Source organism: Lysobacter sp. Soil_C_15 (assembly GCF_057657315.1).
Map to the genome: position 1 here is coordinate 482,922 of NZ_JBDGIR010000003.1, position 26,145 is coordinate 509,066.

Below are 26,145 nucleotides of genomic sequence, written 5' to 3' on the forward strand. Positions count from 1 at the left end.
CCTGACGCCAGTCCGCGCCCGCCGCATGCCCGACGCTCCGCCCGTCGCCTTGGTATGGTTCCGCAACGATCTGCGCCTGGCCGACAATCCGGCCCTGCGCGCCGCGCTCGAGGCCGGCTATGCGCCGGTGCCGGTCTATATTCACGCCCCCGACGAGCACGGCCACTGGCGCCCGGGCGCGGCCTCCGACGCCTGGCGTCATCGCGCCCTGGCCGCGCTGGACGCCGACTTGCGCAAGCGCGGTTCGCACCTGCGCCACTTCTTCGGCCCCAGCCTGGCGACCCTGCAATCGCTGGTCCTGGCGATGGACGCGCGGGCGGTGTTCTGGAACCGCCGTTACGAGCCGTATCTGGAGCGCCGCGACACCCGCATCAAGCAGGCGCTGCGGCGGATGGGCGTGCAGGCCGAAAGCCACAACAGCGCATTGCTGTTCGAACCGTGGACCTTGCGCACCAAACAGGACGGACCGTTCAAGGTGTTCACCCCGTTCTGGCGCGCGGCGCTGGCGGACTGGCGCGATACGAGTTGCTGGCAGCCGCCGGCCTCGTTGCCGGCCGTCGCCCAAGGCCCCGACGGGGTGCCGCTGGCGGCGCTCAAGCTGGCCCCGACGCTGCGCTGGGACGCCTCGTTCTGGACCGACTGGACGCCGGGCGAGGGCGGGGCGCTGGCGGCCCTGGAGACCTTCGTCGACGGCGCCCTGCGCGGTTACGCGCAGCAACGCGACCGGCCCGACCGGGTCGGCACCTCGCGCCTGTCGCCGCACCTGCACTTCGGCGAGATCGCGCCCTGGCGCGCGGTCGCGGCGCTGCAGGCCGAGCGCAACGCCGGCAACGCGGGCGATGTCGACGCGGCGATCCGCGAACTGGGCTGGCGCGAGTTCGCCCATCACCTGCTGCATCACTTTCCGGACACGCCGGAGCAGAACTTCAATCCGCGCTTCAACGATTTCGCCTGGGCGCGGCTGTCGCCGCTGAAGCTGGAGGCCTGGCAACAGGGCCGCAGCGGCGTGCCGATCGTCGATGCCGGCCTGCGCGAGCTGTGGGCCACGGGCTGGATGCACAACCGCGTGCGCATGATCGTCGCCAGCTACCTGACCAAGCACCTGCGCTACCACTGGCGGCACGGCGCGCGCTGGTTCTGGGACACCCTGGTCGATGCCGACCTGGCCAACAACACCCTGGGCTGGCAGTGGGTCGCCGGCACCGGCGCCGACGCCGCGCCGTACTTCCGCATCTTCAACCCGGTGACCCAGGCCGAGAAATTCGACCCCGACGGCGCCTATATCGCGCGCTGGCTGCCGGAACTGGCGCCGCTGCCGCTGCCACTGCGCTTCGCCCCCTGGCAAGACCCCGCCCGCCTGCGTCGCGTCGCCCCCGACTACCCGCCGCAGCCGCTGGTCGACCTGGCCGCGGGGCGCGATGCGGCGTTGTCGGCGTATCGTTCGATTCGGGACTCGGGACTCGGGACTCGGGACTCGTAAAGCTCGGGGATTCGGGATTCGGGATTCGAGCTCGCAAGCGAAGGTGCAAAGACAGCGGTGGCGGTCGCATCAGCCGCGATCCCGCTTTGCGAGTCCCGAGTCCCGAGTCCCCAGTCCCCAGTCCCGACTTCCACCAAGTCACGTTGACCCACCCGCGACCGCATGATTCACTCGCCGGACATCCGGGGAGGACGCATGGCCAAGGCAGAGGCGGGATCGACCACGCAATCGCGCAAGCGCGCACGGCGCGAACCGATGTCGCGGGTCGACACGGCTTGGCTGCGGATGGAGCGGCCGACCAACCCGATGATGATCACCGGCGTACTGATGTTCGCCGAGCCGATGTCGGTCGACGCACTCAAGCGCGTGGTCAAACAGCGCTTCCTGGCCTATACCCGGTTCCGGCAGAAGGCGGTCGACACCGCCGCCGGCGCCTACTGGCAGACCGACGACGACTTCGACATCGACTGGCACGTGCAGCACACCGCGCTGCCGGGGCGTGGCGGCAAGCGCGCCCTGGAACGCTTCGTCAGCCAGCTCGCGTCCAGCCCGCTCGACGGCAGCCGGCCCTTGTGGCAGTTCCATCTGGTCGAGCGCTACAACGGCGGCTCGGCCCTGGTCGCGCGCATCCACCACAGCTACGCCGACGGCATCGCCCTGGTCCAGGTGCTGCTGTCGCTGACCGACACCACCGCCCAGCCGGCCAAGGGCAGCGACCTGGCCCAGGCCTGGCTCAAGCAGGACGGCGTCGACGTCGCCCGTCGGGTCGGCGCGGTCGATCGTTACATGAAGCTCGGCAGCAAGGTGGTCGAGAAGGGCATGGAGATGTACCGCGACCCGACCCTGGCGGCGATGCTGGCCAAGGAGGGCGGCGAGATCGCGCGCGAACTGCTGCACGCGCTGTCGTTGTCGGACGATCCGCCCTCGCTGCTGCGCGGCAAGCTCGGGGTCAGCAAGCGCGTGGCCTGGGCCGAGCCGCTGGACCTGGAAGAGGTCAAGGCGGTCGGTCGCGCCTGCGACTGCACGGTCAACGATGTGCTGATGGCGACCGCGGCCGGCGCGCTGCGCAGCTACATGATCGAACGCGGCGACCAGGTCGACGGCCTGACCCTGCGCGCCACGGTGCCGGTCAACCTGCGTCCGCTCGAGCACGCGCGCAAGCTCGGCAACCACTTCGGCCTGGTGTTCCTCGACCTGCCGGTCGGCGAAGACAACCCGATCCGCCGCGTCGAGCGCGTCGCCGAGTGCATGAATAATCTCAAGAACTCTCGCCAAGCCATTGTAGCATTTGGGCTTTTGGCCGCCCTGGGCATGGCGCCCTCGCAGGTTCAGGGGCTGGCGCTGGAGTTGTTCAGCCGCAAGGCCACCGCCGTGGCGACCAATGTCCCCGGGCCGCAGCAGCCGCTGTACCTGGCCGGCTGCCGGCTCGACGGGATGATGTTCTGGGTGCCGCAGACCGGCTCGATCGGGATCGGCATCTCGATCCTCAGCTACAACGGCAAGGTCCACTTCGGCCTGATCGCCGACGGCAAACTGATCCCCGACCCGGACGCGGTGATCCAGCGCTTCGGCAGCGAGTTCGAGAAGCTGCTGTACCTGGCGCTGATGGGCAACTGGGACGTGACCCTGGATGCGGCCGGCGCCGACGCGCTGATGCCGGAACCGATCCCGGCCTGAGCGCCGCGCGGCGCCTCCCGGCAAGCTGAATCGCGGCGCAGCGGCGGGCGCGCTCGTCACCCGCCCGCGACGGCGGCGTGATTAGTTTGGGCGCGCACGCAACACCGCCACCGCCGAGGACCGCCATGAAAACCCCGATCTCGAAGACGCTCAAGCTCGCCCTGGCCGCCGCCACCATGACCGCGATGCTCGCCGGCTGCGCGACCGGCGGAGGCGGCTACTACGGCGGACAGCAACAGCCCTATCCGAACCAGGGCTATCCCAACCAGAACCCGCCGCCGCAGCAGCAGGGCGGGATGAGCAAGACCCAGAAGGGCGCGTTGATCGGCGCCCTGGCCGGCGTGGCCGCGGGGCTGCTCAGCGGCGACGACGCCACCGAACGCCGCCAGCGCGCCCTGATCGGCGCCGGCGTCGGCGGCCTGGCCGGCGGCGCGATCGGCAACTACCAGGACCGCCAGGAACGCGCTTTGCGCGAGCGCATGGCCGGCACCGGCGTCGACGTGGTCCGCAACGGCGACAACATCACCCTGAACATGCCGAGCAACATCACCTTCGCCTTCAACAGCGCCAACCTCGACCCGCAGTTCTATCCGGTGCTCGACAACGTCGCCAGCACCCTGACCGAGTACAACCAGACCATCGTCGAGGTCGCCGGCCACACCGACAGCATCGGCACCGATGCGGTCAACCAGCGCCTGTCCGAGCAGCGCGCCGCCAGCGTCGGCAATTACCTGATGTCCAAGGGGCTGATGCGCGACCGCTTCATCCTCACCGGCGCCGGCAAGACCCGCCCGATCGCCAGCAACGACACCGAGGCCGGCCGGGCGCAGAACCGCCGGGTCGAAATCACCCTGGTGCCGGTGCGTTCGTAAGCGCCCGCTCGTAGATCCTCGATCGCCGGGGTCTTGAGCGCCGCCGCTCGGGACCGGCAGGACAGCCGAGCAACGATACGACGACGGGCCGCGCAAGCGGCCCGTTCTCGTCTCGGCTGGCGTTGCGAACCGCGCTGCGAGGCATGCGGCGAGGGCGCCGTGGCGCGCTCGGGGACGGCCCGAGATGGGGCACGCCCTAGCTGGGCAGGCGCCGCGCCGCCGCGCATGCTCCGGCCCATTCCCCGCCTCCGGAGCCGCGTCATGTCCTGGACCTCGTCCGTCACCGATATCGGCCAGCGCGCCCTGCAGGCGCTCGATCCCCTCCTGCCCGGCGACCAGGCCCAGAACGTCGGCGGCGACAAGAAGAACGCCTGCGACGGCAGCGGCGACTGCAAGCAGATCCAGGGCGAGACCAAGGTGTTCGAGCAGGGCGCCGGCGACGGCCATGCGGTCGACTACGACGACATCGCCCAGGGCGGCCTCAACGACTGCTACGTGGTCGCCGGGATCGGCGCGGTCGCGGCCAAGAACCCGGAACTGGTCAAGAACGCGGTGCGCGACAACGGCGACGGCACCTACACCGTGACCTTCTACGAGAAGGACAACGGCTTCCTCGGCATCCCCGGCCTGTTCGGCGGCGGCGAGTACAAGAAGGTCGAGATCAAGGTCGACGGCAACTTCTCCGACAAGTCGGCCAACGGCTCGGGCGACTTCGTCAACGGCAACGGCGAGAAGGCCGAGATCTGGCCGAAGATCGTCGAGAAGGCCTACGCCCAGTACAAGGGCGGCTACGACGCGATCAACCACGGCGGCAACTCGGCCGAGATCATGAGCCTGCTGACCGGCCACGACGCCGATCAGATCGACACCGACGACTACAGCTTCGAGGACCTCAAGAGCGACCTCGACGGCGGCAAGGCGGTGGTGCTCGGCACTCCCGACGACTTCAAGGGCGTGAACAAGGACGTGGCCACCAAGCACGGCCTGGTCGACTGGCACGTCTACACCGTGGTCGGGGTCAAGGAAGAGAACGGCCAGCGCTATGTCGAGGTGTACAACCCGCACGGCACCGAAGGGGTGAAGAAGATCCCCTTCGACGAGGCGATGGATTCGTTCAGCTACGGCGTGTCGTCGGCGACCAAGTGATCGCGGTCACGCTGCGCGCGCCGCGCTTGTGGCCTGCGCGCGGCTTGGCCTAAGCTCGAACGCGCGGAGGCCGCCGCCGGCGCCCGTCCGGACGATCCCATGACGCTGTCGCAAGGGCTGCTGCCCGCCATCCTGGTCCTGTCGATGCACATGCCGCACGCTGACGCCGCCGAAGCCGGCGGCCGGGTCATTCGCCAAGGCACGGTCGTGCGCCTGGACGACGGCCATTCGCTGGCGATCGAGCGCGTCGAGCGCCACGACGACGGACGCATGAGCGCGCGTTTGGCGCTGATGCCCGAGCCGGGTCGGGAATGGACCGCGACCGCCGAGTACGCGTCCGGCCAGTGGCTGGTGGCCGGCACGCAGTGCTACCAGGTCGTGCGCCTGGAGCCGTCGCACGAACGCGAACGCGCGACCGTGTTGCTCAAGGGGCCGAATTCCGGCTCGCCCTGCGTGGATGCCGCCGCATCGATTCCGGTGTTCGCCGGCGACGGCGGCACGCGCATCGGCGCCTCGCGGATCGCGGTGCAGGCCCTGGACGCGGCCGACGGTTCGCTGGAATGGATCCACTGGCCGGCGGAGTTCACCTTGGCCTCGGCGCCGCCGGCCCAGGTGCGGCGCCAGCGCATCGCGCTCGGCGCGACCGTCCAAGCCGATGGCCGCGGCTACCGGCTGGCCCGCGTGCACGCGGCCGCGCAAGGCCGGCCGGCCTTCGCCGAGTTCGAAGCCGCCGTGCGCTGAACGGCGCGTCCCGGACGCATCGCTTCAACGATCGAACGAGAACAGCCGCGCCAGCGGATGCTTGCGGCGTTCGATCGCCGCGCGCAGCAGGCCCGCACCGATCATGCTGTAGGTGATGCCATTGCCGCCGTAGGCCATCGCGAACAGTACCCGCGGGCCGTGCTGCGGATGTGCGCCGAACCAGGGCAGGCCGTCGTCGGTTTCGGCGAAGGTGCCGCCCCAGGCGAATGCCGGTTGCAACAACAGCCCGGGAAAACGCCGCGCGACCGCGGCGACCAGCTTGCGCGCCTTGCCCGGCACGCGCCGATCGCGCCGCGCCGGCAGATCGACCGCGTCGTCCGCGCCGCCGACCAGCAGGCGGCCGTCGCCGGTGGCGCGCAGGTACAGGTAGGGCCGCGCGGTTTCCCACACCAGGGTGTCGCGCAGTGGGCCAAGCGCTGCGTCGTCGAGCGGATCGGTGACGAAGGCGTAGCTGCTGCGGTTGCGGGCCAGGCGCCGCCGGAGCCAGCGCTGGCCGGCATAGCCGGCGGCGACCACCGCGTGGCCGGCGCGCACCCGCAAGCCGTCCTGGCTGCGCAACTCGACCGAGCGCGAGGTCGAGCGCAACAACTGCAACTGTGTGCGGTCGTAGACCCCGACCCCGCGCCGCTGCAATCGGGCCAACAGGCGCAGGGTCATGCGATACGGGTCGACCCGTGCGGCGCAGGTACTGAGTATCGCGCCCGGCGCGCGCAAGCCGTAGTCGGCGGCCAGCGCCCGCTCGTCGAGCCAGCGCAGCTGCAGGCCGTGGCGCAGGCGCAAGGCGGCCTCGTCGCGCAGCGCGGTGCGGTGGCGCGGCTTGCTGGCGAAATACAGGCTGTCGCAGCGGGCGAAGTCGACGTCGCGCAGCCCGCGCGCGACCGACTCCAGCGCCGGGATCGCTTCGGCGCAGGCGCGGTAGGCGGCGGCCGCGGCGTCTTCGCCGTAGCGCCGGCACAGCTCGAGCAGGGGCGTGTCGATTTCGTACTGGAGCAGGGCGGTGCTGGCGGCGGTGCTGCCCCAGCCTATGTCGCGCTGCTCGAACAGCGCCGCGTCGATGCCGTGCGCGGCCAGTTCGTCGGCGATCAGCGCGCCGCTGATGCCGCCGCCGATCACCGCGACCTCGCAGCGCAGATCCTGGCGCAGCGGCGGAAACGCGTGCATCAGGCCGTTGCGGATCGCCCAGTACGGCGTGCCGCTCTTGAGGTCCATCATGGCCGCCGCCGCGTGCAGGGCATGCGCCTAGCAAAACCGTTGCCGCGTCAGCGCCGGGTGATCGCCGGCGGCTGGAATCAGTGGCGCACGGCGGCCGCGTCGAGTCCGCCGTGGTCCGGGTCGGTTTCCAGCGCCAGTTCGCGTTCGAGTTCGGCGCGGAACTGCTCGAAGCTGATCCCGCGTTGGGCGACTTCGCTGTCGGCGGCGCGGCGCAGCGCCGGCGAGCAGCCCAGGCTGACCTCGCGGCCTTCGCGGCGGTGCAGGCTGGCGGCGCGTTCGAGCAGGGCCAGCACGCGCGCGGCGCTCTCCGATCCGCCGACGATGCGGCCGCCCAGGCCCAGGGTCCATTCGCCTTCGCGGCGGACGATGCCGCCGAGCAGGCGGCCGGCGTGGTCGCGCAGTTCGGCGTGCGGCTCGATGCCGGGGCCCGGCGGCGGCGCGCTGCGGGCCTTGGCGAGTTTGCGCTTCTTGGCGTCGCGGCGGGCCTTGGAGGTGATCGACATGGCGTGCTCCTCGACTCGGGCCGGATCGTCCTGCCGGGATCATAGCCTGTCGGCCGCGCGGCCCCCAAGGTCGGCGCCCTGTCGGCCGCGGCGATGCCGGATCGCCGCGGCCGGGACGTTACACGGACCAGAAGGCCCGTTCAGTGCCGGTGCGAGTGCGATTCATGCGCGGCCGGTGCGGTTTCGACATCGCTCGGGGACTGCGCCGGCGTCGCCGGGGCGGGCTTGGGCGGATGAGCATGGTCGTCGCCGTGTCCATCGTGTCCGTGCCCGTGTCCGCTGGCGGCGCCGGTATCGGCGGGCGAGGACGGCGATGGCGTCGTCGGCGCGGCGTGCGGGGAACCGGCCGTTGCCGGACGGGCCGGTTTCGCCGCGGGATGCGTCATGGCGGCGTGGCCCGCCGTGCCGGCGTCCGCTGAATCGGCCTGCGCCGGATGCGCGTGCCCGGCGCCAGCGTGGCCGGACCCCACGCCGGCGGTCTCGCCGCCGCCGTGCGAATGGCCGTCGCTGCGTTCGACCCAGTCGCGGTACTGCGCGGCGTCCATCGCCGGCATCCGGCGCAGGAACGCGACCAGATTCCACAGGTGGGCATCGTCCATGCTCGCGCCCCAGGCCGGCATGCCCGAGGCCTTGATGCCGTGCTTGACGGTCCAGAACGCCTGCGCCGGATCGACCTCGTGCCGGCTCAGGTCCGGCGGCGCCGGATACAGCCCGCGCGCCAGTTCGGTCGGATCGCGGCCGGGCGCGAGGTGGCAACCGGCGCACATCGCCTCGTAGTTGCCGGCGCCCTGGCGGATGCGCTCGGGATCGTCCAGCGCCGGCACTTGCAGTTCGCGCGCGCGTACCGCGATCGAACGCTCGCGGGCGTAGTCGAGCAGGGCATAGACCGGGCGCGAATGCGGCGCGTCGGCGCCGACGTCGTACAGTCCGGCCCAGGTCGCGGCCGCGCCGAGGCCGAGCGCGACCGTCGCCGCGGCGCCGAGCCGCAGCGTGTTGCGTAGCGTGTTGTTCATGGCGTCCTCGTCAGAACCAGAGCCGGATGCCGGCCACGAACCGGGTGTCGTCCACGTCCTCGCCGTCGGCGCGCCGGTAGTCGGCGGTATCGCCGAAGGCGCGTTCGCGGCTCAGGCCGATGTACGGCGCGAAGTGGCGGTCGAACTCGTAGCGCAGGCGCAAGCCGGCCTCGACCGTGCTCAGCCCGCGGCCGACGCCGCGCCGGGCGTCGTCCTTGCCGTTCAGGTCGACCTCGATCAAGGGTTGCAGGATCAGCCGGTTGGTCAGCAGCAGTTCGTACTCGGCCTCCAGGTTGAGCGCGGTGCGTCCGGATTCGCCGATGTACGCGGTCGCGGCGACTTCGAATTTGTACGGCGACAGCCCCTGCACGCCGAACGCGGCCCAGGTCTGCGAGGACTCGGGGCGGAAGTCGTGCTTGAGGCCGGCCACCGCGTCCCACCACGGCGAAATCGCCCGGCCGTACAGCACCTCCAGATCGGCCGATTCGGTGGCGCCGTGCTCGCGCTCGCCCTCGCTGCGCAGCCACAGCCGATCGGTGTCGGTGCCGATCCAGCCCTGCGCTTCCCAGGCCTGGGCGCTGCCGTGCTCGGCCTCGACCGACTCGAGCCGGTTGAACGCCAGGTAGTGATTCACCGCCGGCGCGTGCTGCATATGGTGCTGCAGCGGCGGAAACGCCGCGGCGCGGTCGGCGTCGGTCGGCACCGGAATCGGCTCGCGCGGTTCGCTTGCGGCCGCGGCCTTGCGTTCGGCGGGTGGGCGATCGGCCTCGGCGTGGCCCATCTTGGAATGATCCATCTGCGAATGGTCGGCTTCGCCGTGGCCCGTCTTCGAAGGGTCCGTCTGCGAGCGGTCGCCCTCGCCGTGGTTCATCTGCGAGTGGTCCATCGTCGCGCGACCGGCCTCGCCATGCTCGATCTGCGCGCGATCCCGCTGCGCAGGGGCGGCTTCGCCGTGGCCCATCTTCGAGTGATCCATCTGCGAATGATCGGCCTCGGCCGATCGGGTCGCCGGCGCAGCCGCCGGCGGCGACGCGTGGCCGGCGTGCGCCGACTGCGCCGCGGCGAAGCCCGGTGCCAGGCCCGCGGCGCACAGCGCCAGGCTCAATGCGGAAACATGCGGACGAAGGCGGCTCATTCTTCGACCCTCACTTCGCGCATCATCCCGGCTTCCATGTGGTAAAGCAGGTGGCAGTGGTAGGCCCAGCGGCCGAGCGCGTCGGCGCGCACGCGGTAGCTGCGGCGCGTCCCCGGCGGCATGTCGATGGTGTGCTTGCGCAGATGGAATTCGCCGCGCTCGTTCTCCAGGTCGCTCCACAGCCCGTGCAGATGGATCGGGTGGGTCATCATGGTGTCGTTGACCAGCACCACCCGCAGGCGTTCGCCGTAGGTCATGCGGATCGGCTCGGCGCCTTCGAACTTCTGCCCGTCGAAGGACCAGGCGAACTTCTCCATGTGGCCGGTCAGGTGCAGCTCGATCTCGCGGCCCGGCTCGCGGCCGTCGGGATCGTCGAACAGGCTGCGCATGTCGGCGTAGGTCAGCACCTTGCGGCCGTTGCCGCGCAGGCCGATGCCGGGGTCGTCGAGCTTGGGCGCGACGCTCATCGCGCGCATGTCGATCAGGCGCGGATCGCCCTGCGGCGACGCCGCGGCGCCGTGCTTCGCATGATCGCCTCCGCCCATGTTGGCGCCGCAACCGCCTTCCATGCCCTTCATGCCGCCGCCATGGCCCATGGCGGCGCCGCAGCCGCCCTCCATGCCCTTCATTCCGCCCATGTCGTGGCCGCCGTGGCCCATGCCGCCATGACCCATGTCCTCCATGGTCAGCAGCGGGCGCGGGTCGTTGCGCGGCACCTCGGCCTGCAGGCCCTCGCGCACCGCCAGGGTGCCGCGAACGTAGCCGGTGCGGGCGTTGTCCTGGCAGAAAATCGTGTAGGCGTCCTGGCCGCTGGGCTCGACCAGGACATCGAAGGTCTCGGCCACGGCGATGCGGAACTCGTCGACCGTGACCGGATGGATGTACTGGCCGTCGGCGGCGACCACGGTCATCTTCAGCCCCGGGATGCGCACGTCGAAGTAGGTCATCGCCGAGCCGTTGACGAAGCGCAGCAGCACCTTTTCGCCGGGCCGGAACAGGCCGGTCCAGTTGCCGGCCGGGGTGCGGCCGTTGAGCAGGTAGGTGTAGGTATGGCCGTTGACGTCGGACAGGTCGGTCGGGGTCATCCGCATCCGGCCCCATTCGCCGCGGTCGCGCAGGGTTTCGCGCAGGCCGCGTTCGCGCGCGTCGCGCATGAAATCGCCGACCGTGCGCTTGTAGTAGTTGTCGTAGCTCGACATCTTCTTGAGCCGGCGGAACAGCGCCGCCGGATCCAGGTCGGTCCAGTCCGACAGCAGCAGCACGTGCTCGCGGTCGTAGCGGAACGGCGCCGGTTCGCGCGGGTCGATCACGATCGCGCCGTACAGGCCGGCCTGTTCCTGGAACAGCGAATGGCTATGGTACCAGTAGGTGCCGGACTGGCCGACCTTGAAGCGGTAGACGTAGCTCTCGCCCGGGCGGATGCCGTCGAAGCTCAGCCCCGGCACGCCGTCCATGTTGGCCGGCAGGATCAGGCCGTGCCAGTGGATCGAGGTCATGCCCTCGCGCAGGCGGTTGGCCACGCGCAGGGTTACGGTATCGCCTTCGCGCCAGCGCAGCAGCGGCGCCGGCAGGCTGCCGTTGACGGTGATCGCCTGGCGCACGCGACCGGTGAAATCGACCGGCGCGGCGCCGATCGAGAGGTCGAATTCGGTGCCGCTGAGCACCTGCGGCGCGGTCGCCAGCGGTGCGGCGGCGGCGTTGCGCCACAGGCCGCTGCCGGCGACCAGGCCGCCGACGGCCAGGCCGGCGACGAAGCGTCGGCGGCCGGCGTCGGGCGGACGCGCAGTGTCGTTGCCGCCGAAACGGGAGTATCGGTTCATCAGACCTTCCTTACGGGAAGCGTCGCGAGCAGTGTCGCGAAGCGTTCGGGTCCGGGCAAGCGCAGCGCGGCTGCGGCCACGGACGGGCGCGGCAGGCCGCACGCCTGTGGCGTGCAGCGCTGCGGGTGGCGGAGCCTGGACTGGGCTCCGCGACGCAGGACTCAGGCGATGGGAGGCCGGATCAGGCGATTGGATTCGGCGTTCGGCGCGCCGGTTTCCGCCGGCCGGGCCGGAGCCGCGGCCGCCAGCGGCGCACGCAAGGGCAGGGCGATGCGGACGATCGCCGCGGCCTGCAGGCAATCGCATTGGCACAAGGCTTGTCCGCAGCAATCGTCGTCGCCGGCGGGCGCGCCGTCCGGCGCGGTCGGTTCAGGGACGGCCGTCGGCGTCGGCGCGGCGCCGTCCTCGTGGCCATGGCAACTGGTCTGCGCCTCGGCTGCGGCCGAGGCGTCGGCGACGGCCGCGACGGGTGCAGCGACGCGATCGGATCCGCGCCCGCCGTGCATCGCATGGGCTCCGCTCACGGACATGGCCGCCGCCGCGTAGCCGTTCAGGCTCAGGGCGACGATCAGCAGCACGCGCAGCAGTAGCGAAGACAAGGTCATGGGGCGCCGACAGGAGTGCGGGGCACAGGATGGTGCAGGCCGACTTGGGTTTCAAGCCGAATCGCCCGCCCGCGTCGCGCAGCATGCAACCTTCCCACGTGGGAAGGTCAAGCCGCGGGCCGGCGCGTCATCGCGCCAGATCGCCGTATTCGGTGTACAGCACACGCTCGACCCGGGCCCGGCCGACGCGGTCGCCGACGCGCAATTCGCCCAGGCCGCGGGCCCGCGGCCGGCGCAACGGGCGGCCTTCGTCGAGCGCGGCGCCGGTCGCGGAGCCGTCGATGCGGACGATCTGGTCCATGTCCGGCGCGGCTTCGATGCGATGGGCAAGAAAACGTTCGCGACCGCCGCCGAAAGCGATCCAGGCCGCGGCATCGGGCTTGCGCCCGGGTTCGAAGCGGCGGAAATGCACGATCCGGCCCACGCCGACCTGCAGGTCGCGCGCGATCGGCGTGCCGCCGCGCTCGAAATGGCCGCGGTAGAGGTCGGCGCGGAAGCTCGCCCCGGGCTTGATCGTGTCCGGCAGCACCCAGCGCTCGCTCGGCACCAGGGTGTAGTAGTGCTGCGGATGCCCGGCGGCGTCTTCGCGATAGCGCGTCAGCGCCCGCGCTGGCAATTGCGCCTGGAAGATCAGCTGGTAGTGGTGCGGCGAGTGCGGCATCGGCAGATGCGACAGATAGACCGTGTCGACGCCGGCCACCAGCATGCCGTGAACGTTGGGCGGGTCGGCGAATTCGCCCGCCTGGGGCACGCGCGCGAAAGCGTAGTGCGGGTGCGTGTCCTGGTGCAGAAAGTCGCCCAGCGCGTCGACCTCGGCCCGCCAGCGCGGCAAGATCGCGCCGTCCAGGGCCAGGCCGTGTTCGTCGGGCTGCACGGTGCTGCCCAGCGGGTACAGTTCGCCGGGGCGCGCGCTCATCTCAATGTGCGCGCCCAGCACCTGCGCTACCGGCCGTCGCCGGGCGAACGCGGCCAGGCGTGCGGCACTGGCGCGGTAAGCGCGCAGATCGCGCACGGTCAGCAGACCCGGATACAGGCTATCGCCGCTGAACAGACTGCGCGTGACCGGATCGTAGACGGCGATATGCGCCGGGTCGTGGCCCGGCAGCGGCAGCACGCGCAGTTCGCGGCCGCCCAACTCGAAGCCGGCGGGCCAGCGCGCCAGGCCGAAGAACGCAGCGACTTCCTCGGCCGGCCGGCCGACCACCTGGGTGTGCGGACGATCGCGGAACACGGCGTCGCCGTACATGTGGTCGCGATGCGAGTGGGTATGCGCGACCACCAGCGGCAAGAGCCCGCTGCGGCCGCGTTCGCGCTGCCATTGCGCGAGCAGCTCGTCGACGGTGGCGCGCAGCGGCAGCGCGGTGCCGGCGGCGGGCTCGGCGCCGCTGTCGAGCAGTAGCGCGCGATCCTCGCCGGCGAGCAGATACAGGAACGGCGCCTCGAAGTTGGAGGCCTTGGACTGGCGCAGGATCCACAGGCCCGGCGCGGCTGCCTGCACCTGCAGGGCGGGCTCGCCGGCGGCGCCGTGGATCCAGCGGCGCGGCAGCTCCAGGGCGCGGCCGGGCAGAGCGGCGCAGAGCAGGGCGGCGGGCAAGAGCGCGCGCGACAGCAGATGCGAGAGAGGCATGCGGAATCCGGCGGGGAAAGCCCGGATTATCTCCGCCGGCGGCGGTTCCGCCAGCCCGGCGCGACGCGAACCGCTGCTGTCCTGCAACACGCGGCGCGGCGCAGCCGCATCCGCGCCACACTCGAACCGTGAACCCGGCCTGGAAACCGGATCATCCGCTCGGCGGTCGCGGCCGATTTCGTTGACAGCGCTGTCATCGAGAGGACATTCGAGCGGCCCGCGCACGCGGGCGCCTCCCCACATCGTTTGCAGGAGACAGGCTCATGAATCTCTCGCGCTTGGCAACGACCGCCTTGCTCGCATCGCTGTTCGGCCTGGCCGCGGCAACGCCCGCCGCCGCCCAGACCCTGGTCTGGCGGGACGAATTCAACGGTCCGTCGATCGACCGCAACCGCTGGACCTACGACGTCGGCGACGGCTGCCAGATCGGCCTGTGCGGGTGGGGCAACAGCGAACTGCAGTACTACACCAGCCGGCCGGAGAACGCGCGGATCGAGAACGGACGGCTGGTGATCGAAGCCCGGCGCGAGGCCTTCGGCAGCCGCGCGTTCACCTCGGCGCGGCTCAAGACCGAGGGCCGGCTGCACTTCAAGTACGGCACCCTGGAGGCGCGGATCAAGGTGCCGGACCTGCGCAACGGCCTGTGGCCGGCGTACTGGATGCTCGGTACGGTCGGCAACTGGCCGGCGCGCGGCGAGATCGACCTGGTGGAAATGGGATCGGCCGCGGCGATCGGCGCCGGGCTGGCCAATCGCCGGGTCGGTGCGGCGGTGCATTGGGACTACCAGGGCTCGCAGGCCGATTACGGCCGCGACTACGACAGCCCCAGCGATTTGGCCGGCGGCTTTCACGTCTATCGCATGACCTGGGACCCGCAGTTCATCCGCGTTTCCATCGACGGCCAGCCATACTTCGAGTTCGCGATTTCCGATATCGAGGGCGCCTCGCTGCACGAGTTCCACCAGCAGCATTTCCTGCTGCTGAACCTGGCCGTCGGCGGCAGCTACACCGGCATCTATTCCAACGCCGGGATCAGCGCGCCGCTGCCCGGCAAGATGGAGATCGACTACATCCGCCTGTACCAGAACCCGGGCAGCGAGCTGTACACCGGCGCCAACGCGCCGGCCGGCAAGTTCGGCGTCTACACCGAGCGCGGCGACATTAACGCGCGCCTGAACTACGGCAGCGACGCCGAGTTGTACCTGTGGAACAACCTGACTCCGATCGCCGCGCCGGCGTACGAGGGCAGCCAGTCGATGGCCTTCCGCGCCAACGCCGGCGCCTGGTACGGGCTCGGCGTGTATACCGGCTATCGCAACATGAGCCGCTTCGGCAACGGCCGGCTCAAGTTCCATATGCGCACCACCGCCGGCAACAGTTTCAAGATCGGCCTCAACAGTTCCTTCGGCGACAGCTGGATCGTGTTCGCCCCCGGCGGCCCGCAATACGGCCTGGTCCGCGACGGAAACTGGCACGAAGTCAGCATCCCGTTCAGCGCCTTCCACGACCTCGACCTGCATGCGCTGAAGCAGATGTTCATGCTCGCCGCCGATCCGCCCGGATCGAACGTCGATGTCTTCATCGACAACGTTTACTACCAGGACTACTGATCGCAGCGCAGCGGCGCACGATCGCGATGCGACGCCGCACGGTCGATCCGGACCGTGCGGCGCAGCACATTATCCGGCGCGCATCGCCGGCGTTATCGCCTTGCCAAGCTCGCCGGCTGCGCTTACTTTATTGCCCATTGGACGGCGCCACATCGCCCGTCCCTCAGCCAGCCGGCGCCCACGCCCGCAAGCTCGACCCTCCCCCAGAGCTTGCAGGTGCTTCCGTGAAATCCACTCGCGGCGCGATCGACGCGCCAGCCCGTCTTCGTTCGTGCGCGCTGTCGCAGCATCGCGCGCCATGCCCTGTCGCCGACACGTGCGGGGGCGCGCCATGATCGGCGACGCCAATGGACTGGCGCGCCAAGACACCGGCAACGACACCGCCGCCGTCGCAGCGCTCGCGATCGCCGGCGCCGCGTCGCCGCTGTTGTCGGGCTATCAGCCGCACGACTCGCTGTTCTCTTCCTCGCATCAGCAATGGCATGCGCGCGGGCTGTTGGCGCCGCTGACCCGGGCGATCGACGACGGCCTGGCCGGCGCGGCCGAGCGCTTGCTCGCGCAGACCGCGCTCGAACACGGCCGGCTGCCGCTGCTCGGCGCGGTGCCGTTCGACCGCGGCCAGGGCGCGCGCCTGTGGCTGCCGAGCCAGGCGGTGTTCGCCGCCGGCCGCGCACGCCATCGCGGCGCGGCGTTGAGTGCGGTGCCCGGCAACGAACGGCCCAGGCCGGCGATCGAACCGGTGCCGGCGCCGGCCCAGTTCAAGCGCAACGTCGAACGCTCGCTGGCGCAGATCCGCGACGGCGGACTGCGCAAGGTAGTGATGTCGCGCAGCCTGCGCATCGACGCGCGGGTCGATGTCCCGCAACTGTTGTCGCAACTGCTGGCGCGTGCGCCCTCCGCCTACACCTTCGCCATGGACCTGGCCGCGGTGCAGGCTGCGCCGGCCTGCCTGATCGGCTCCAGCCCGGAGCTGCTGCTGGCCAAGCGCGGTGCGCGCATCGTCTCCAATCCGTTGGCCGGCTCGATCCCGCGCGTCGCCGATCCCGACGAGGATGCGCGCCGCGCCCGCGGCCTGCTCGAATCGGCCAAGGACCTGCACGAGCATGCCTTGGTGATCGAGGCGGTGGCCGCGAGCCTGGCTCCGTATTGCCGCGAGTTGCAGGTGCCGGCGACGCCGTCGTTGCTGGCGACGCCGACCATGTGGCATCTGTCGACCCGCGTCGACGGCGTGCTGAACGATCCGGCCACCAGTTCGCTGCGCCTGGCCCTGGCCTTGCATCCGACCCCGGCGGTGTGCGGCGCGCCGACCCAGCTCGCGCGCGACGCGATCCGCGAACTGGAGGGCTACGACCGAGGCCTGTTCACCGGCCTGGTCGGCTGGTGCGATGCCGACGGCGACGGCGAATGGGCGGTGACGATCCGCTGCGCCCTGGTCGAGGAACAGCAGGCGACCGTGTTCGCCGGCGCCGGCATCGTCGCCGGCTCCGAACCCGAGGCCGAGCTGACCGAAACCAGCGCCAAGCTCGGCACCATGCTCGGCGCGATGGGCCTGGCGCACGCCGTGGAAGCGGCGGCGGGGGAGGGCGAAGCATGAGCGTAGCGGGGCAGGCGCAGGAGGACGCTCATCTGGACGGCTTCGTGCCCTGGCCGGCGGACTTCGCCCGGCGTTATCGCGAGCGCGGCTACTGGGCCGGGATCGGCCTGTACACGCGGCTGGCGCAGGTGGCGGCGCAGCATCCGCAGCGGATCGCCCTGGTCTGCGGCGAGCGCCGCTGGACCTACGCCGAATTCGACCGCCGCGTGCGCTCTTTCGCCGCCGGCTTGCGCCGGATCGGCGTCGTGGCGCGCGACCGGGTGGTGCTGCAGCTGCCGAACCTGGCCGAACATTACGTCGCCTGCTACGCGTTGTTCCGGATCGGCGCGCTGCCGGTGTTCGCCTTGCCGGCGCACCGGCGCGCCGAGATCGGCTACTTCGTCGGCCACGCCCAGGCCCGCGCCGCCATCGTCGCCGACCGCGACGGCGGCTTCGACTATCGCAACCTGCTGCGCGAACTGCAGGCCGAGCACGCCTGCCTGCAACAGGCGATCGTGGTCGGCGAGGCGCAGGAGTTCCACGCATTCGATGCTCTGTACGACGCGCCGCCGCCGGCCGGGGAGCCTGACGACGGCCCGGACGCGGGCGAGGTCGCTTTCCTGCAGCTGTCCGGCGGCAGCACCGGCGTGCCCAAGCTGATCCCGCGCACCCACGACGATTATCTGTACAGCGTCCGCGCCAGCGCCCGGATCTGCGGCCTCGACGAGCGCTGCGTCTACTTGTGCGCGCTGCCGGCGGCGCACAACTTCCCGATGAGTTCGCCCGGCGCCTTGGGGGTGTTCGACGCCGGCGGCTGCGTGGTATTGGCGCGGCGACCCGAGGCCGAGGCCTGTTTCGGACTGATCCAGCGCGAACGGGTGACGCTCACCGCGGTGGTGCCGGCGCTGGCGCTGGCCTGGCTGGAGTCGGGCGCACGCCGGCGCTACGACCTGTCCAGCCTGAACACGATCCAGATCGGCGGCGCGCACCTCGCCGGCGACGTCGCCCGGCGCGTGCCGGAGGCCTTCGGCTGTCGCCTGCAGCAGGTGTTCGGCATGGCCGAGGGGCTGGTCAACTACACCCGCGACGACGATCCGGCCGAGCTGGCGTTGACCAGCCAGGGGCGCCCGATCAGCGAGGACGACGAGATCCGCATCGTCGACGACGAAGACGTCGAAGTGGCCGAGGGCGAGGTCGGGCACCTGCTGACCCGCGGCCCCTACACCATCCGCGGCTACTACCGGGCCGAAGCGCACAACGCACGCGCCTTCACCGCCGACGGTTTCTACCGCACCGGCGACCGGGTACGGCGCCTGCCCAGCGGCCACCTGGTGGTCGAAGGCCGGGCCAAGGACCTGGTCAACCGCGGCGGCGAGAAAATCGCCGCGGAAGAGGTCGAAAGCCATTTGCTCGCCCATCCGGCGGTGTTCGACGCCGCCCTGGTGGCGATGCCGGACCGCTGGCTGGGCGAGAAGAGCTGCGCCTTCGTGGTGCTGCGCGAGCCGGCGCCGGCGCCGCGCGAGCTGCAGCGCTTCGTGCGCGAGCGCGGCGTCGCCGCCTACAAGGTGCCCGACCGGATCGAAGTGTTGGCGCAACTGCCGCGCACCGCGGTCGGCAAGATCGACAAGAAAGCCCTGCGCGCGCGCTTCGAGCCCGCCGACGCCACCGCCTCCACCGCGGCGTCGGCCGCCTGCTCCATTTCAACGGCGCCCATTTCGATAGCGTCCGTTTCGACGGCGCCCACCCCAGCGACTTCCATTTCAGCGACCGCGGACCCGACATGACCATCCCCACCATCGCCAGCTACCCCATGCCGGGCGCCGAACGCCTGCCCGCCAATCGCGTCGACTGGCGTCCGGACCCGGCGCGGGCGGTGCTGCTGATCCACGACATGCAGGACTATTTCCTTGCCTTCTACGACCGCGGCCAGGCGCCGGTGCCGGAACTGCTTGGCAACATCCGCGCCCTGCGCGAAGCCTGCGACGGCGCCGGCGTGCCGGTGGTCTACACCGCCCAGCCCGGCGAGCAGAGCGCCGGCCAGCGCGGCCTGCTGCAGTCCTGGTGGGGGCCGGGCATCACCGCCAAGCCGGAACTGGCCGCGGTCGCGAGCCAGATCGCGCCGCGGCCGCAGGACACCGTGCTGGCCAAGTGGCGCTACAGCGCCTTCGTTTCCAGCGACCTGCGCGAGCGCATGCGCGGGCAGGGGCGCGACCAACTGATCGTGTGCGGCATCTACGCCCACATCGGCTGCATGATGACCGTCGCCGACGCCTTCATGCACGACATCCAACCGTTCCTGGTCGGCGATGCGGTCGCCGATTTCTCCGCCCAGGAGCATGCGATGGCGCTGGACTACGTCTCGCGCCGCTGCGGCGTGGTGATCGGCCGCGCCGCCTGCGAGGCCGCCCTGGGCGCAGGTCTGGGCTTGCCGCGCAGCCTGGCGCAGTTGCGCAGCGAACTGGCGCAGATCATCGAAGTGCCGCTGGACCAGGTCGGCGCCGAGGACAACCCGTTCGAGATCGGCCTGGATTCGATCCGGCTGATGAGCCTACTGGAACGCTGGTCGGCCGGCGGCGAACGGATCGGCCTGGTCGAACTGGCCGAGCGCGCCAGCGTCGCCGACTGGTGGCAGCTGATCGACTCGCGCCGGGCCGCCTGATGAGCGCGCCGGAGTCCTTGGCCCTGACCGGGCCGCAATACGGCATGTGGGCGGCGCAGCAGCTCGATCCGGGCAGTCCGTCGTTGTGGACCGCCGAAGCGGTCGAACTGGAGGGCGAACTCGATATCGAGGCATTGCGCGCGGCGGTCCTGGACGCCTTGCGCGCCTGCGACGCCCTGCACATGCGCTATCGCGAGGATGAAGACGGGCTGTCTCAGCGCCTGGATCCCGCACGCGGGGTGGATTGGCCGCTGATCGATTGTTCGACCGCCGTCGCCCCCTGGAGCGAAGCGCGCGAGTGGATGCGCGGCGACTTGGCGCGGCGCGCCGATCTGCGCCAGGGCCCCTTGTTCGCCAGCGCGCTGATCCGGCTCGGTCCGCAGCGGCACCTGTGGTATCTGCGCGTGCACCACATCGCCCTGGACGGCTTCGCCTACCTGCTGCTGATCCACCGCGTCGCCGAGCTGTACAGCGCCGCGGTCGGCGGGCGTGCGGCGGCGCCGGCGCGGGACTGGTCGCTGGCGCCGGTGGTGGCCGAGGACGCCGCGTATCGGCAGTCGCCGCGCTGCGCGCAGGATCGCGCGTTCTGGCTCGAGCGCTACGCCGGCGCCGGCGAACCGGTCACCTTGGGGCGCAAGTGCGCGCCCGACGACCGCGCGCATTCGCTGCGCAGCCTGATGCCGGCGGCGCAGTACCAGTCCTGGCAAGGCGCGGCGCGGGCCGCCGGCGCGGACTGGGCCAGCTGGCTGGTCGCGGCGATCGCGGCCTGGATGCATGCGCGCAGCGGCGCGCGCGAGATCGTTCTCGGCCTGCTGGTGATGAACCGGCTCGGCAGCGCCGCATTGGGCGTACCGTGCATGGCGATGAACGTGGTGCCGCTGCGGATCGCGTTGGACCCGGCGCAGGGCTTCGACACCCTGGTGCGCGAGGTCGCCGCCGAACTGCGCGCGGTGCGTCCGCACCAGCGCTACAACTACGAATGGCTGCGCGGCGATCTAGGCCTGGCCGACAGCCACGCGCAACTGTATGGGCCGGTGCTGAACCTGATGCCGTTCGACCGCGGTTTCGTCTTCGCAGGCCTGCGCAGTCGCGCCCATCCGGTATCGGTGGGGGCGGTCGAAGACCTCGACATCACCGTTTCGCCCTTGCCGGACGGACTGCGCCTGGATCTGGAGGCCAATCCGCAGGCCTATCCGCTCCAGGTGCTGGAAGCGCACCGGGCGGCACTGCTCGGCTTGCTCGATGCGGCGATCGCCACGCCCTCGGCCAGCCTGGCCTCGCTCAGCGGCCTCGCCGCCGCGGAGGCCGCATGAGCGCGCCGTCGCGGCCGCGCCTGCTGCGGGTCGCGCGCATCGTCCAGCGCAGCCCGCAGATGCGCCGGATCACCCTGGCCGGCGCCGAGCTGGCCGGGTTTCCGCTCGGCAGCGAGGGCGCCCACATCAAGCTGCTGTTCCCCGCGGTCGCCGGCGAAGCGCCGGCGCTGCCGAACCTGGGCGAGCGCGGGCCGGTATGGCCGGCGGACGCGCCGCGGCCGCACGTGCGCACCTACACCGTGGCGCGCCTGGACGCGCAGGCCAACGAACTCGAGGTCGACATCGTCCTGCACGGCGACGACGGCCCGGCCTCGCGCTGGGCGGCGACCGCACGCCCCGGCGATCCGCTCGGCCTGGCCGGCCCGGGCGGCCCGCCGTTGTTCCAGCCGCAGGCCGAGCGTTTCCTGCTGGTCGGCGACCCGAGCAGCTATGCGCTGATGTGCGCGGTGATCGCGCAGTTGCCGGCACAGGCGCGGGTCGACGCGCTGCTGGAAGTGCCCGATGCCGGCGAGATCCTCGACCTGCCGCCGCACCCGCGCCTGCATGCGCGCTGGTTCTCGCGCGACGGCGCGCCGGCCGCGCCGAGCCGGTTGCTGCTGGACGCCTTGCGGGCGATGCCGTGGCCGCAGGCGCAGACCTTGTCGGTGACCCTGGCCGGCGAAACCGCGCAAGTGGTGGCGATCCGCGATTTCCTCGCCCGCGAGCGCGAGGTGCCGCGCTCGATGATGTACGCGGTGCCGTACTGGAAAGAGAGTTGGGACGAGGACCGCTATCACGAGGAACGGCATCGGATCATGGATGCGTTCGACGAGGCGGCGGCATGAGCGCTGTCGCGGCGATCCGCAGCGAAGGCGAGTTCGCCGGGCGACTGGTCGTGGTCACCGGCGCCGCGCAGGGCATCGGCGCCGCCACCGCACAGCGGCTGGCGGGGCAGGGCGCGCGGTTGGCGCTGATCGATCGCGATGGCGATGCGTTGGCGGCCACCGCCGGCGCCTTGCGCGAGGCCGGCGCCGAGGTCGCCGCGACCGCCTTGGATCTGACCGATGCCGGCGCGGTCGAGGCCGCGGTGGCGGCGATCGAACGCGAACGCGGCCCGATCGGGCACCTGGCCCATGTCGCCGGCATCCTGCGCGTCGGCGCCAGCCTCGATCTCGACTTCGAGGACTGGGACGCGTGCATGGCGGTCAATGCGCGGGCGGTGTTCGCGACCACCCGCGCGGTCGCCCGGCGCATGCGCGAACGCGGCCGCGGCAGCATCGTCGCGGTCGGCTCCAATGCCGCCGCTGCGCCGCGGGTCGGCATGTCCGCCTATGCCGCGTCCAAGGCCGCCGCGCACCAGTATCTGCGCTGCCTGGCGCTGGAACTGGCGCCGCACGGGATCCGCTGCAACATCGTTTCGCCGGGCTCGACCGACACCGCGATGCAACGCGCCTTCGCCGGCGACGAAAGCGCGCGGCGCGAGATCCTCGACGGCGTGCCGGCGCGCTACCGGCTCGGTATTCCGTTGCGCCGCATCGCCGACCCCGACGACATCGCCGAAGCGATCTGCTTCCTGCTGTCCGATCGCGCCCGGCACATCACCCTGCACGATCTGCGCATCGACGGCGGCGCGACGCTGGACGCCTGAGCCCGTGCGGTCGCGGCGGATGCCGCACCGCGGTCTAGACGGCGTGAAGCGCGGCGCCAAGACGCCGCGCTAGGCTCCCCGCATGAACGCCGATGCCGCCCGCGACGACCTGATCGTGGTCCGCCCTGAAGGGCTGTACTGCCCGCAAGGCGACTTCCACATCGACCCATGGCGTCCGGTGCGCCGCGCGGTGATCACCCACGGCCACGGCGATCACGCACGCGCCGGCATGGGCGAGTACCACGGCAGTCGCCAGGGCCTGCCGATCCTGCGTTGGCGCCTGGGCGAACAGAACTACCGCAGCTACGACTACGGCGAGGTCTTCGCGCTCGGCGATGCGCGGGTATCGCTGCATCCGGCCGGGCACGTGCTCGGTTCGGCGCAGGTGCGGGTCGAGGCCGGCGGCCGGGTCTGGGTGGTGTCCGGCGATTACAAGCGCCAGCCCGACCCTACCTGCGCGCCGTTCGAGCCGGTGCGCTGCGAGGTCTTCGTCACCGAATCGACCTTCGCCCTGCCGGTGTACCGTTGGCCGGACACCGCCGAATCCGTGGCGGAAATCGTCCAGTGGCGTCGCGACTGCGCCGCCCGCGGCGAGGCCGCGGTGCTGTTCTGCTATGCGCTGGGCAAGGCGCAGCGCCTGCTCGCCGAACTGGCCCGAGTGGATCCGCGTCCGGTCTGGCTGCACGGCGCGATCGCCGCCGGGGTCGAGGTCTACCGCCAGGCCGGCATCGCCATGGTCGAGACCGCGCACGTGGCCGAGCAGGGCGGACGCGACGACTACGCCGGCGAGCTGGTGCTGGCGCCGCCGTCGGCGGCCGGCTCGGCCTGGCTGCGCCGCTTCCGTCGGCTGCAGACCGGCTTCGCTTCGGGCTGGATGCGGGTGCGCGGCAACCGCCGCCGGCGCAACATCGACCGCGGTTTCGTCGTCTCCGACCATGCCGACTGGCCGGCGTTGCTGCGCAGCGTCGAGGACAGCGGCGCCGGCCGGGTGGTCGCCGTGCACGGGCGCAGCGATGCGCTGCTGCGCAGCCTGGCCGAACGCGGCCTGCGCACCGAGGCCTGGCGCACCGCCGAGCACGAAAGCCTGGCGACATGAAGCGCCTGGCCGCCCTGTACCAGCAGCTCGACCGCAGCACCGCGACCGGCGACAAGCGCGCCGCCCTGCGCGCCTACTTCGAACAGGCGCCGGCACCGGACCTGGCCTGGGCCTTGTGGCTGTTGTCCGGCGCCAAGCTGGCGCGCATCGCCAACACCCGCGAGTTGCGCGAATGGATCGCCGCCGAAGCGGCACTTCCGGTGTGGCTGGTCGACGAGAGTTACGACCAGGTCGGCGACCTCGCCGAGACCTTGACCCTGCTGCTCGACGACCCGCAGCAAGGCGCCGAAGACCTGCCGTTGCACGTGTGGATCGAACAGCGCCTGGCGCCGTGCGCCGGCGCCGACCCGGCGTCGCGGCGCGAGGCGGTGGTCGCCGGCTGGCGCTCGTTGCCGTTCGCGCAGCGTTTCGTGTTCAACAAGCTGTTGACCGGCGCGCTGCGGGTCGGCGTGTCGCAGAAACTCGTGCAGCAGGCGCTGGCAGAGTGGTCGCAGGTCGACATCGCCCTGATCGCCCAGCGCATGCTCGGCGCCTGGACGCCTTCGCCGCAGTTCGTCGCCGGCCTGCTCGAACCGCAGGCGCGGGCGGAAGACCGGCAGCAGCCGTATCCGTTCTTTCTCGCTTCGCCGCTGGAGGCGCCGGTCGAACGCCTGGGCCCGGTCGAGGACTGGCTGCTGGAATGGAAATGGGACGGGATCCGCCTGCAATTGCTGCGCCGGCGCGGCGAGGCGGTACTGTGGTCGCGCGGCGAGGAGCGCCTGGACGGCCGCTTTCCCGAGATCGAAGCGGCGGCGCAACGGCTGCGCCGCGACTGCGTGATCGACGGCGAACTGCTGGCTTGGCGCGAGGGCGAGGACCGGCCGCTGCCGTTCGCCGCGCTGCAGCCCCGGATCCAGCGCCGCAAACCAGGCGCCAAGACCCTGGCCGAGGCGCCGGCGCGGGTGCTGGCCTACGATCTGCTGGAGCTCGAAGGCGAAGACTGGCGCGGGCGGCCGCTGGCGCAGCGTCGCGCCGCGTTGGCCGAGCTTCTGCAGCAGGCCGGCGAGCCGCGCATCGCCTTGTCGCCGCAGGTCTCGGCCGACAGTTGGGAACAGGCGGCGTCGCGCCGCGAACAGGCGCGCGAACGAGGCGTCGAGGGGCTGATGCTCAAGCGCCGAGAGTCGGCGTATCAGCGCGGGCGCCGCCGTGGCGACTGGTGGAAGTGGAAGATCGACCCGCTCAGCATCGACGCGGTCCTGGTCTATGCCCAATCCGGCCACGGCCGTCGCAGCAGCCTATACACCGACTACACCTTCGCCCTGTGGGACCAGGGCGCGCTGGTGCCGGTGGCCAAGGCCTATTCGGGCCTGGACGACGCCGAGATCCTGGCCCTGGACCGCTGGATCCGCGCCCACACCCTGGAGCGGTTCGGCCCGGTGCGTTCGGTGGTGCCGCAGCACGTCTTCGAACTCGGTTTCGAAGCGGTCAACCGTTCCGGCCGGCACAAATCGGGGGTGGCGGTGCGCTTCCCGCGGATCCTGCGCTGGCGCCACGACAAGCCCGCGACCGAGGCCGATCGGTTGGAGACCTTGCGCGCGCTGGCGCGCTGAAGCCGTTGTAGTTCAGTCCGGAGCCGCGCACAGCGCCTGGAACGCGAGCGCATCCTCGACCGCGTGCCCGGCCGCGGTGTTGTCGAAGATGCACCAAGTCTGCGCGTCGCCGCCGCCAGCGCAGGCCGCCCGCGCCATGGCGCGCAGGCGTTGCGGCCCGTAGGCGCTGTAGTAGACCCGCGGCGAACCGTGCCAGCGCCAATAACGCACCGGTCCGGTTTGGCTCGGCGCCGCCGCCGCAACGACGGGGATCTGCGGATCCACGCCGGCGCGGCCGATGCCTTGGCGTTGCAGTAATGCCTGCGCTGCCGGCTCGAACCAACTGCGGTGGCGCGGTTCGCAGACCACCGGCGTCGCGCTGCGCCGGCCGAGCATGGCGAAGAAGCGCGCCGCGACCGCCGCATCGAAGGCCAGCCGCGGCGGCAACTGCAGCAGCAGGACGCCGAGCTTGTCGCCCAGGCCCTCGACCTGATCGACGAACTCGTCCAGCAGCGCGCCGACCCCGCGCAGGCCGGCGTCGTGGCTGATCCGGCGCGGCAGCTTGACGCTGAAGCGAAACCGTTCGGGCACGCTGGCGGCCCAGCGCTGGTAGGTCGAGCGCCGGTGCGGGCGATAGAACGAGGAGTTGATTTCGACCGCGTCGAACCGGGTCGCGTAGCGCTGCAGCACGCTATCGCCGGGGCCGAAGCGCGGCTTGGCCGCGGCCGGCAAGGACCAGCCCGCGCAACCGATGCGCGGGCGATGGGGTGGGGCGTCGGATCGGCGCATGCTCGAATGCTGGCCAAGATTGCGGAATCGCGTTCGATGCTTGGCGCCGCGTCGTCGC

Annotated in this window: 22 protein-coding genes; 14 read left to right on the top strand and 8 right to left on the bottom strand. The window is 71.4% G+C overall.

Annotated elements, in window-relative coordinates; all coding sequences use genetic code 11:
* Positions 1-25 precede the first annotated feature (25 nt).
* The 5 genes from AC3A57_RS10055 to AC3A57_RS10075 all read left to right on the top strand — a co-directional run bounded on the left by AC3A57_RS10055 (position 26) and on the right by AC3A57_RS10075 (position 5,916).
* Complete coding sequence (locus tag AC3A57_RS10055; RefSeq protein ID WP_487578781.1) at positions 26-1,480, top strand: cryptochrome/photolyase family protein; 1,455 nt, start codon at positions 26-28, stop codon at positions 1,478-1,480.
* A gap of 195 nt (positions 1,481-1,675) precedes the next feature.
* Positions 1,676-3,157, top strand: coding sequence for a WS/DGAT/MGAT family O-acyltransferase (locus AC3A57_RS10060; protein ID WP_487578782.1), 1,482 nt, complete (start codon positions 1,676-1,678; stop codon positions 3,155-3,157).
* Positions 3,158-3,282: 125 nt separating this feature from the next.
* Entirely contained in the window at positions 3,283-4,029 is a 747-nt protein-coding gene (locus AC3A57_RS10065; RefSeq protein WP_487578783.1) for a YiaD family glycine zipper/OmpA-like lipoprotein, read from the top strand.
* 261 nt (positions 4,030-4,290) lie between these two features.
* Positions 4,291-5,175: a C2 family cysteine protease gene (locus AC3A57_RS10070; protein ID WP_487578784.1), complete on the top strand. Its 885-nt coding sequence runs from the start codon at positions 4,291-4,293 to the stop codon at positions 5,173-5,175.
* A 99-nt stretch (positions 5,176-5,274) separates the two neighbouring features.
* Complete coding sequence (locus AC3A57_RS10075; RefSeq protein WP_487578785.1) at positions 5,275-5,916, top strand: PQQ-binding-like beta-propeller repeat protein; 642 nt, start codon at positions 5,275-5,277, stop codon at positions 5,914-5,916.
* A 24-nt stretch (positions 5,917-5,940) separates the two neighbouring features.
* On the opposite strand, the gene AC3A57_RS10080 is transcribed toward AC3A57_RS10075, so the two are convergent.
* The 7 genes from AC3A57_RS10080 to AC3A57_RS10110 form a co-directional block, all read right to left on the bottom strand.
* Positions 5,941-7,146 carry an NAD(P)/FAD-dependent oxidoreductase gene (locus AC3A57_RS10080; protein WP_487578846.1) on the bottom strand — a complete coding sequence of 402 codons (1,206 nt, stop codon included), beginning with the start codon at positions 7,144-7,146 and terminating at the stop codon, positions 5,941-5,943.
* Between the two features lie 80 nt (positions 7,147-7,226).
* Positions 7,227-7,652 carry a hypothetical protein gene (locus AC3A57_RS10085; protein WP_487578786.1) on the bottom strand — a complete coding sequence of 142 codons (426 nt, stop codon included), beginning with the start codon at positions 7,650-7,652 and terminating at the stop codon, positions 7,227-7,229.
* A gap of 140 nt (positions 7,653-7,792) precedes the next feature.
* Entirely contained in the window at positions 7,793-8,665 is an 873-nt protein-coding gene (locus AC3A57_RS10090; protein ID WP_487578787.1) for a c-type cytochrome, read from the bottom strand.
* 10 nt (positions 8,666-8,675) lie between these two features.
* Positions 8,676-9,800, bottom strand: coding sequence for a copper resistance protein B (locus tag AC3A57_RS10095; RefSeq protein WP_487578788.1), 1,125 nt, complete (start codon positions 9,798-9,800; stop codon positions 8,676-8,678).
* Positions 9,797-11,620: a copper resistance system multicopper oxidase gene (locus AC3A57_RS10100; protein ID WP_487578789.1), complete on the bottom strand. Its 1,824-nt coding sequence runs from the start codon at positions 11,618-11,620 to the stop codon at positions 9,797-9,799. The genes AC3A57_RS10095 and AC3A57_RS10100 overlap by 4 nt, the downstream gene beginning before the upstream one ends.
* A gap of 161 nt (positions 11,621-11,781) precedes the next feature.
* Positions 11,782-12,198 carry a CopL family metal-binding regulatory protein gene (locus tag AC3A57_RS10105; RefSeq protein WP_487578790.1) on the bottom strand — a complete coding sequence of 139 codons (417 nt, stop codon included), beginning with the start codon at positions 12,196-12,198 and terminating at the stop codon, positions 11,782-11,784.
* Between the two features lie 154 nt (positions 12,199-12,352).
* Complete coding sequence (locus tag AC3A57_RS10110) at positions 12,353-13,852, bottom strand: MBL fold metallo-hydrolase (RefSeq protein ID WP_487578791.1); 1,500 nt, start codon at positions 13,850-13,852, stop codon at positions 12,353-12,355.
* 263 nt (positions 13,853-14,115) lie between these two features.
* Here AC3A57_RS10110 and AC3A57_RS10115 point away from each other — a divergent pair, with 263 nt between their 5' ends.
* The 9 genes from AC3A57_RS10115 (at position 14,116) to AC3A57_RS10155 (ending at position 25,319) form a co-directional block, all read left to right on the top strand.
* Positions 14,116-15,462, top strand: a complete 1,347-nt coding sequence (locus tag AC3A57_RS10115; protein ID WP_487578792.1) for a glycoside hydrolase family 16 protein — start codon at positions 14,116-14,118, stop codon at positions 15,460-15,462.
* 298 nt (positions 15,463-15,760) lie between these two features.
* Complete coding sequence (locus tag AC3A57_RS10120; protein ID WP_487578793.1) at positions 15,761-17,056, top strand: isochorismate synthase; 1,296 nt, start codon at positions 15,761-15,763, stop codon at positions 17,054-17,056.
* The gene (locus tag AC3A57_RS10125) at positions 17,053-18,819 is read left to right on the top strand and encodes a (2,3-dihydroxybenzoyl)adenylate synthase (protein ID WP_487578794.1); all 1,767 of its coding nucleotides are present in this window, start codon (positions 17,053-17,055) and stop codon (positions 18,817-18,819) included. The genes AC3A57_RS10120 and AC3A57_RS10125 overlap by 4 nt, the downstream gene beginning before the upstream one ends.
* On the top strand, positions 18,816-19,694 hold the full coding sequence (locus AC3A57_RS10130) for an isochorismatase (RefSeq protein ID WP_487578795.1): 879 nt from the start codon (positions 18,816-18,818) through the stop codon (positions 19,692-19,694). The genes AC3A57_RS10125 and AC3A57_RS10130 overlap by 4 nt, the downstream gene beginning before the upstream one ends.
* Positions 19,694-21,007, top strand: coding sequence for a condensation domain-containing protein (locus AC3A57_RS10135; RefSeq protein ID WP_487578796.1), 1,314 nt, complete (start codon positions 19,694-19,696; stop codon positions 21,005-21,007). The genes AC3A57_RS10130 and AC3A57_RS10135 overlap by 1 nt, the downstream gene beginning before the upstream one ends.
* Entirely contained in the window at positions 21,004-21,831 is an 828-nt protein-coding gene (locus tag AC3A57_RS10140) for a siderophore-interacting protein (protein ID WP_487578797.1), read from the top strand. The genes AC3A57_RS10135 and AC3A57_RS10140 overlap by 4 nt, the downstream gene beginning before the upstream one ends.
* Complete coding sequence (locus tag AC3A57_RS10145) at positions 21,828-22,634, top strand: 2,3-dihydro-2,3-dihydroxybenzoate dehydrogenase (protein WP_487578798.1); 807 nt, start codon at positions 21,828-21,830, stop codon at positions 22,632-22,634. Before AC3A57_RS10140 ends, AC3A57_RS10145 begins: the two co-directional genes overlap by 4 nt.
* An 82-nt stretch (positions 22,635-22,716) precedes the next feature.
* Entirely contained in the window at positions 22,717-23,730 is a 1,014-nt protein-coding gene (locus AC3A57_RS10150; RefSeq protein WP_487578799.1) for a ligase-associated DNA damage response exonuclease, read from the top strand.
* Complete coding sequence (locus AC3A57_RS10155; RefSeq protein ID WP_487578800.1) at positions 23,727-25,319, top strand: ATP-dependent DNA ligase; 1,593 nt, start codon at positions 23,727-23,729, stop codon at positions 25,317-25,319. The genes AC3A57_RS10150 and AC3A57_RS10155 overlap by 4 nt, the downstream gene beginning before the upstream one ends.
* A gap of 12 nt (positions 25,320-25,331) precedes the next feature.
* On the opposite strand, the gene AC3A57_RS10160 is transcribed toward AC3A57_RS10155, so the two are convergent.
* On the bottom strand, positions 25,332-26,087 hold the full coding sequence (locus AC3A57_RS10160; protein WP_487578801.1) for a DUF72 domain-containing protein: 756 nt from the start codon (positions 26,085-26,087) through the stop codon (positions 25,332-25,334).
* Positions 26,088-26,145: the final 58 nt, after the last annotated feature.

What these genes read in the sequence shown, in the direction of transcription:
- AC3A57_RS10055 (WP_487578781.1), top strand. Translation starts at nt 26, where the DNA reads ATGCCCGACGCTCCGCCCGTCGCCTTGGTATGGTTCCGCAACGATCTG.
- AC3A57_RS10060 (WP_487578782.1), top strand. Translation starts at nt 1,676, where the DNA reads ATGGCCAAGGCAGAGGCGGGATCGACCACGCAATCGCGCAAGCGCGCA.
- AC3A57_RS10065 (WP_487578783.1), top strand. Translation starts at nt 3,283, where the DNA reads ATGAAAACCCCGATCTCGAAGACGCTCAAGCTCGCCCTGGCCGCCGCC.
- AC3A57_RS10070 (WP_487578784.1), top strand. Translation starts at nt 4,291, where the DNA reads ATGTCCTGGACCTCGTCCGTCACCGATATCGGCCAGCGCGCCCTGCAG.
- AC3A57_RS10075 (WP_487578785.1), top strand. Translation starts at nt 5,275, where the DNA reads ATGACGCTGTCGCAAGGGCTGCTGCCCGCCATCCTGGTCCTGTCGATG.
- AC3A57_RS10080 (WP_487578846.1), bottom strand. Translation starts at nt 7,146, where the DNA reads ATGGACCTCAAGAGCGGCACGCCGTACTGGGCGATCCGCAACGGCCTG.
- AC3A57_RS10085 (WP_487578786.1), bottom strand. Translation starts at nt 7,652, where the DNA reads ATGTCGATCACCTCCAAGGCCCGCCGCGACGCCAAGAAGCGCAAACTC.
- AC3A57_RS10090 (WP_487578787.1), bottom strand. Translation starts at nt 8,665, where the DNA reads ATGAACAACACGCTACGCAACACGCTGCGGCTCGGCGCCGCGGCGACG.
- AC3A57_RS10095 (WP_487578788.1), bottom strand. Translation starts at nt 9,800, where the DNA reads ATGAGCCGCCTTCGTCCGCATGTTTCCGCATTGAGCCTGGCGCTGTGC.
- AC3A57_RS10100 (WP_487578789.1), bottom strand. Translation starts at nt 11,620, where the DNA reads ATGAACCGATACTCCCGTTTCGGCGGCAACGACACTGCGCGTCCGCCC.
- AC3A57_RS10110 (WP_487578791.1), bottom strand. Translation starts at nt 13,852, where the DNA reads ATGCCTCTCTCGCATCTGCTGTCGCGCGCGCTCTTGCCCGCCGCCCTG.
- AC3A57_RS10115 (WP_487578792.1), top strand. Translation starts at nt 14,116, where the DNA reads ATGAATCTCTCGCGCTTGGCAACGACCGCCTTGCTCGCATCGCTGTTC.
- AC3A57_RS10120 (WP_487578793.1), top strand. Translation starts at nt 15,761, where the DNA reads ATGCCCTGTCGCCGACACGTGCGGGGGCGCGCCATGATCGGCGACGCC.
- AC3A57_RS10125 (WP_487578794.1), top strand. Translation starts at nt 17,053, where the DNA reads ATGAGCGTAGCGGGGCAGGCGCAGGAGGACGCTCATCTGGACGGCTTC.
- AC3A57_RS10130 (WP_487578795.1), top strand. Translation starts at nt 18,816, where the DNA reads ATGACCATCCCCACCATCGCCAGCTACCCCATGCCGGGCGCCGAACGC.
- AC3A57_RS10135 (WP_487578796.1), top strand. Translation starts at nt 19,694, where the DNA reads ATGAGCGCGCCGGAGTCCTTGGCCCTGACCGGGCCGCAATACGGCATG.
- AC3A57_RS10140 (WP_487578797.1), top strand. Translation starts at nt 21,004, where the DNA reads ATGAGCGCGCCGTCGCGGCCGCGCCTGCTGCGGGTCGCGCGCATCGTC.
- AC3A57_RS10145 (WP_487578798.1), top strand. Translation starts at nt 21,828, where the DNA reads ATGAGCGCTGTCGCGGCGATCCGCAGCGAAGGCGAGTTCGCCGGGCGA.
- AC3A57_RS10150 (WP_487578799.1), top strand. Translation starts at nt 22,717, where the DNA reads ATGAACGCCGATGCCGCCCGCGACGACCTGATCGTGGTCCGCCCTGAA.
- AC3A57_RS10155 (WP_487578800.1), top strand. Translation starts at nt 23,727, where the DNA reads ATGAAGCGCCTGGCCGCCCTGTACCAGCAGCTCGACCGCAGCACCGCG.
- AC3A57_RS10160 (WP_487578801.1), bottom strand. Translation starts at nt 26,087, where the DNA reads ATGCGCCGATCCGACGCCCCACCCCATCGCCCGCGCATCGGTTGCGCG.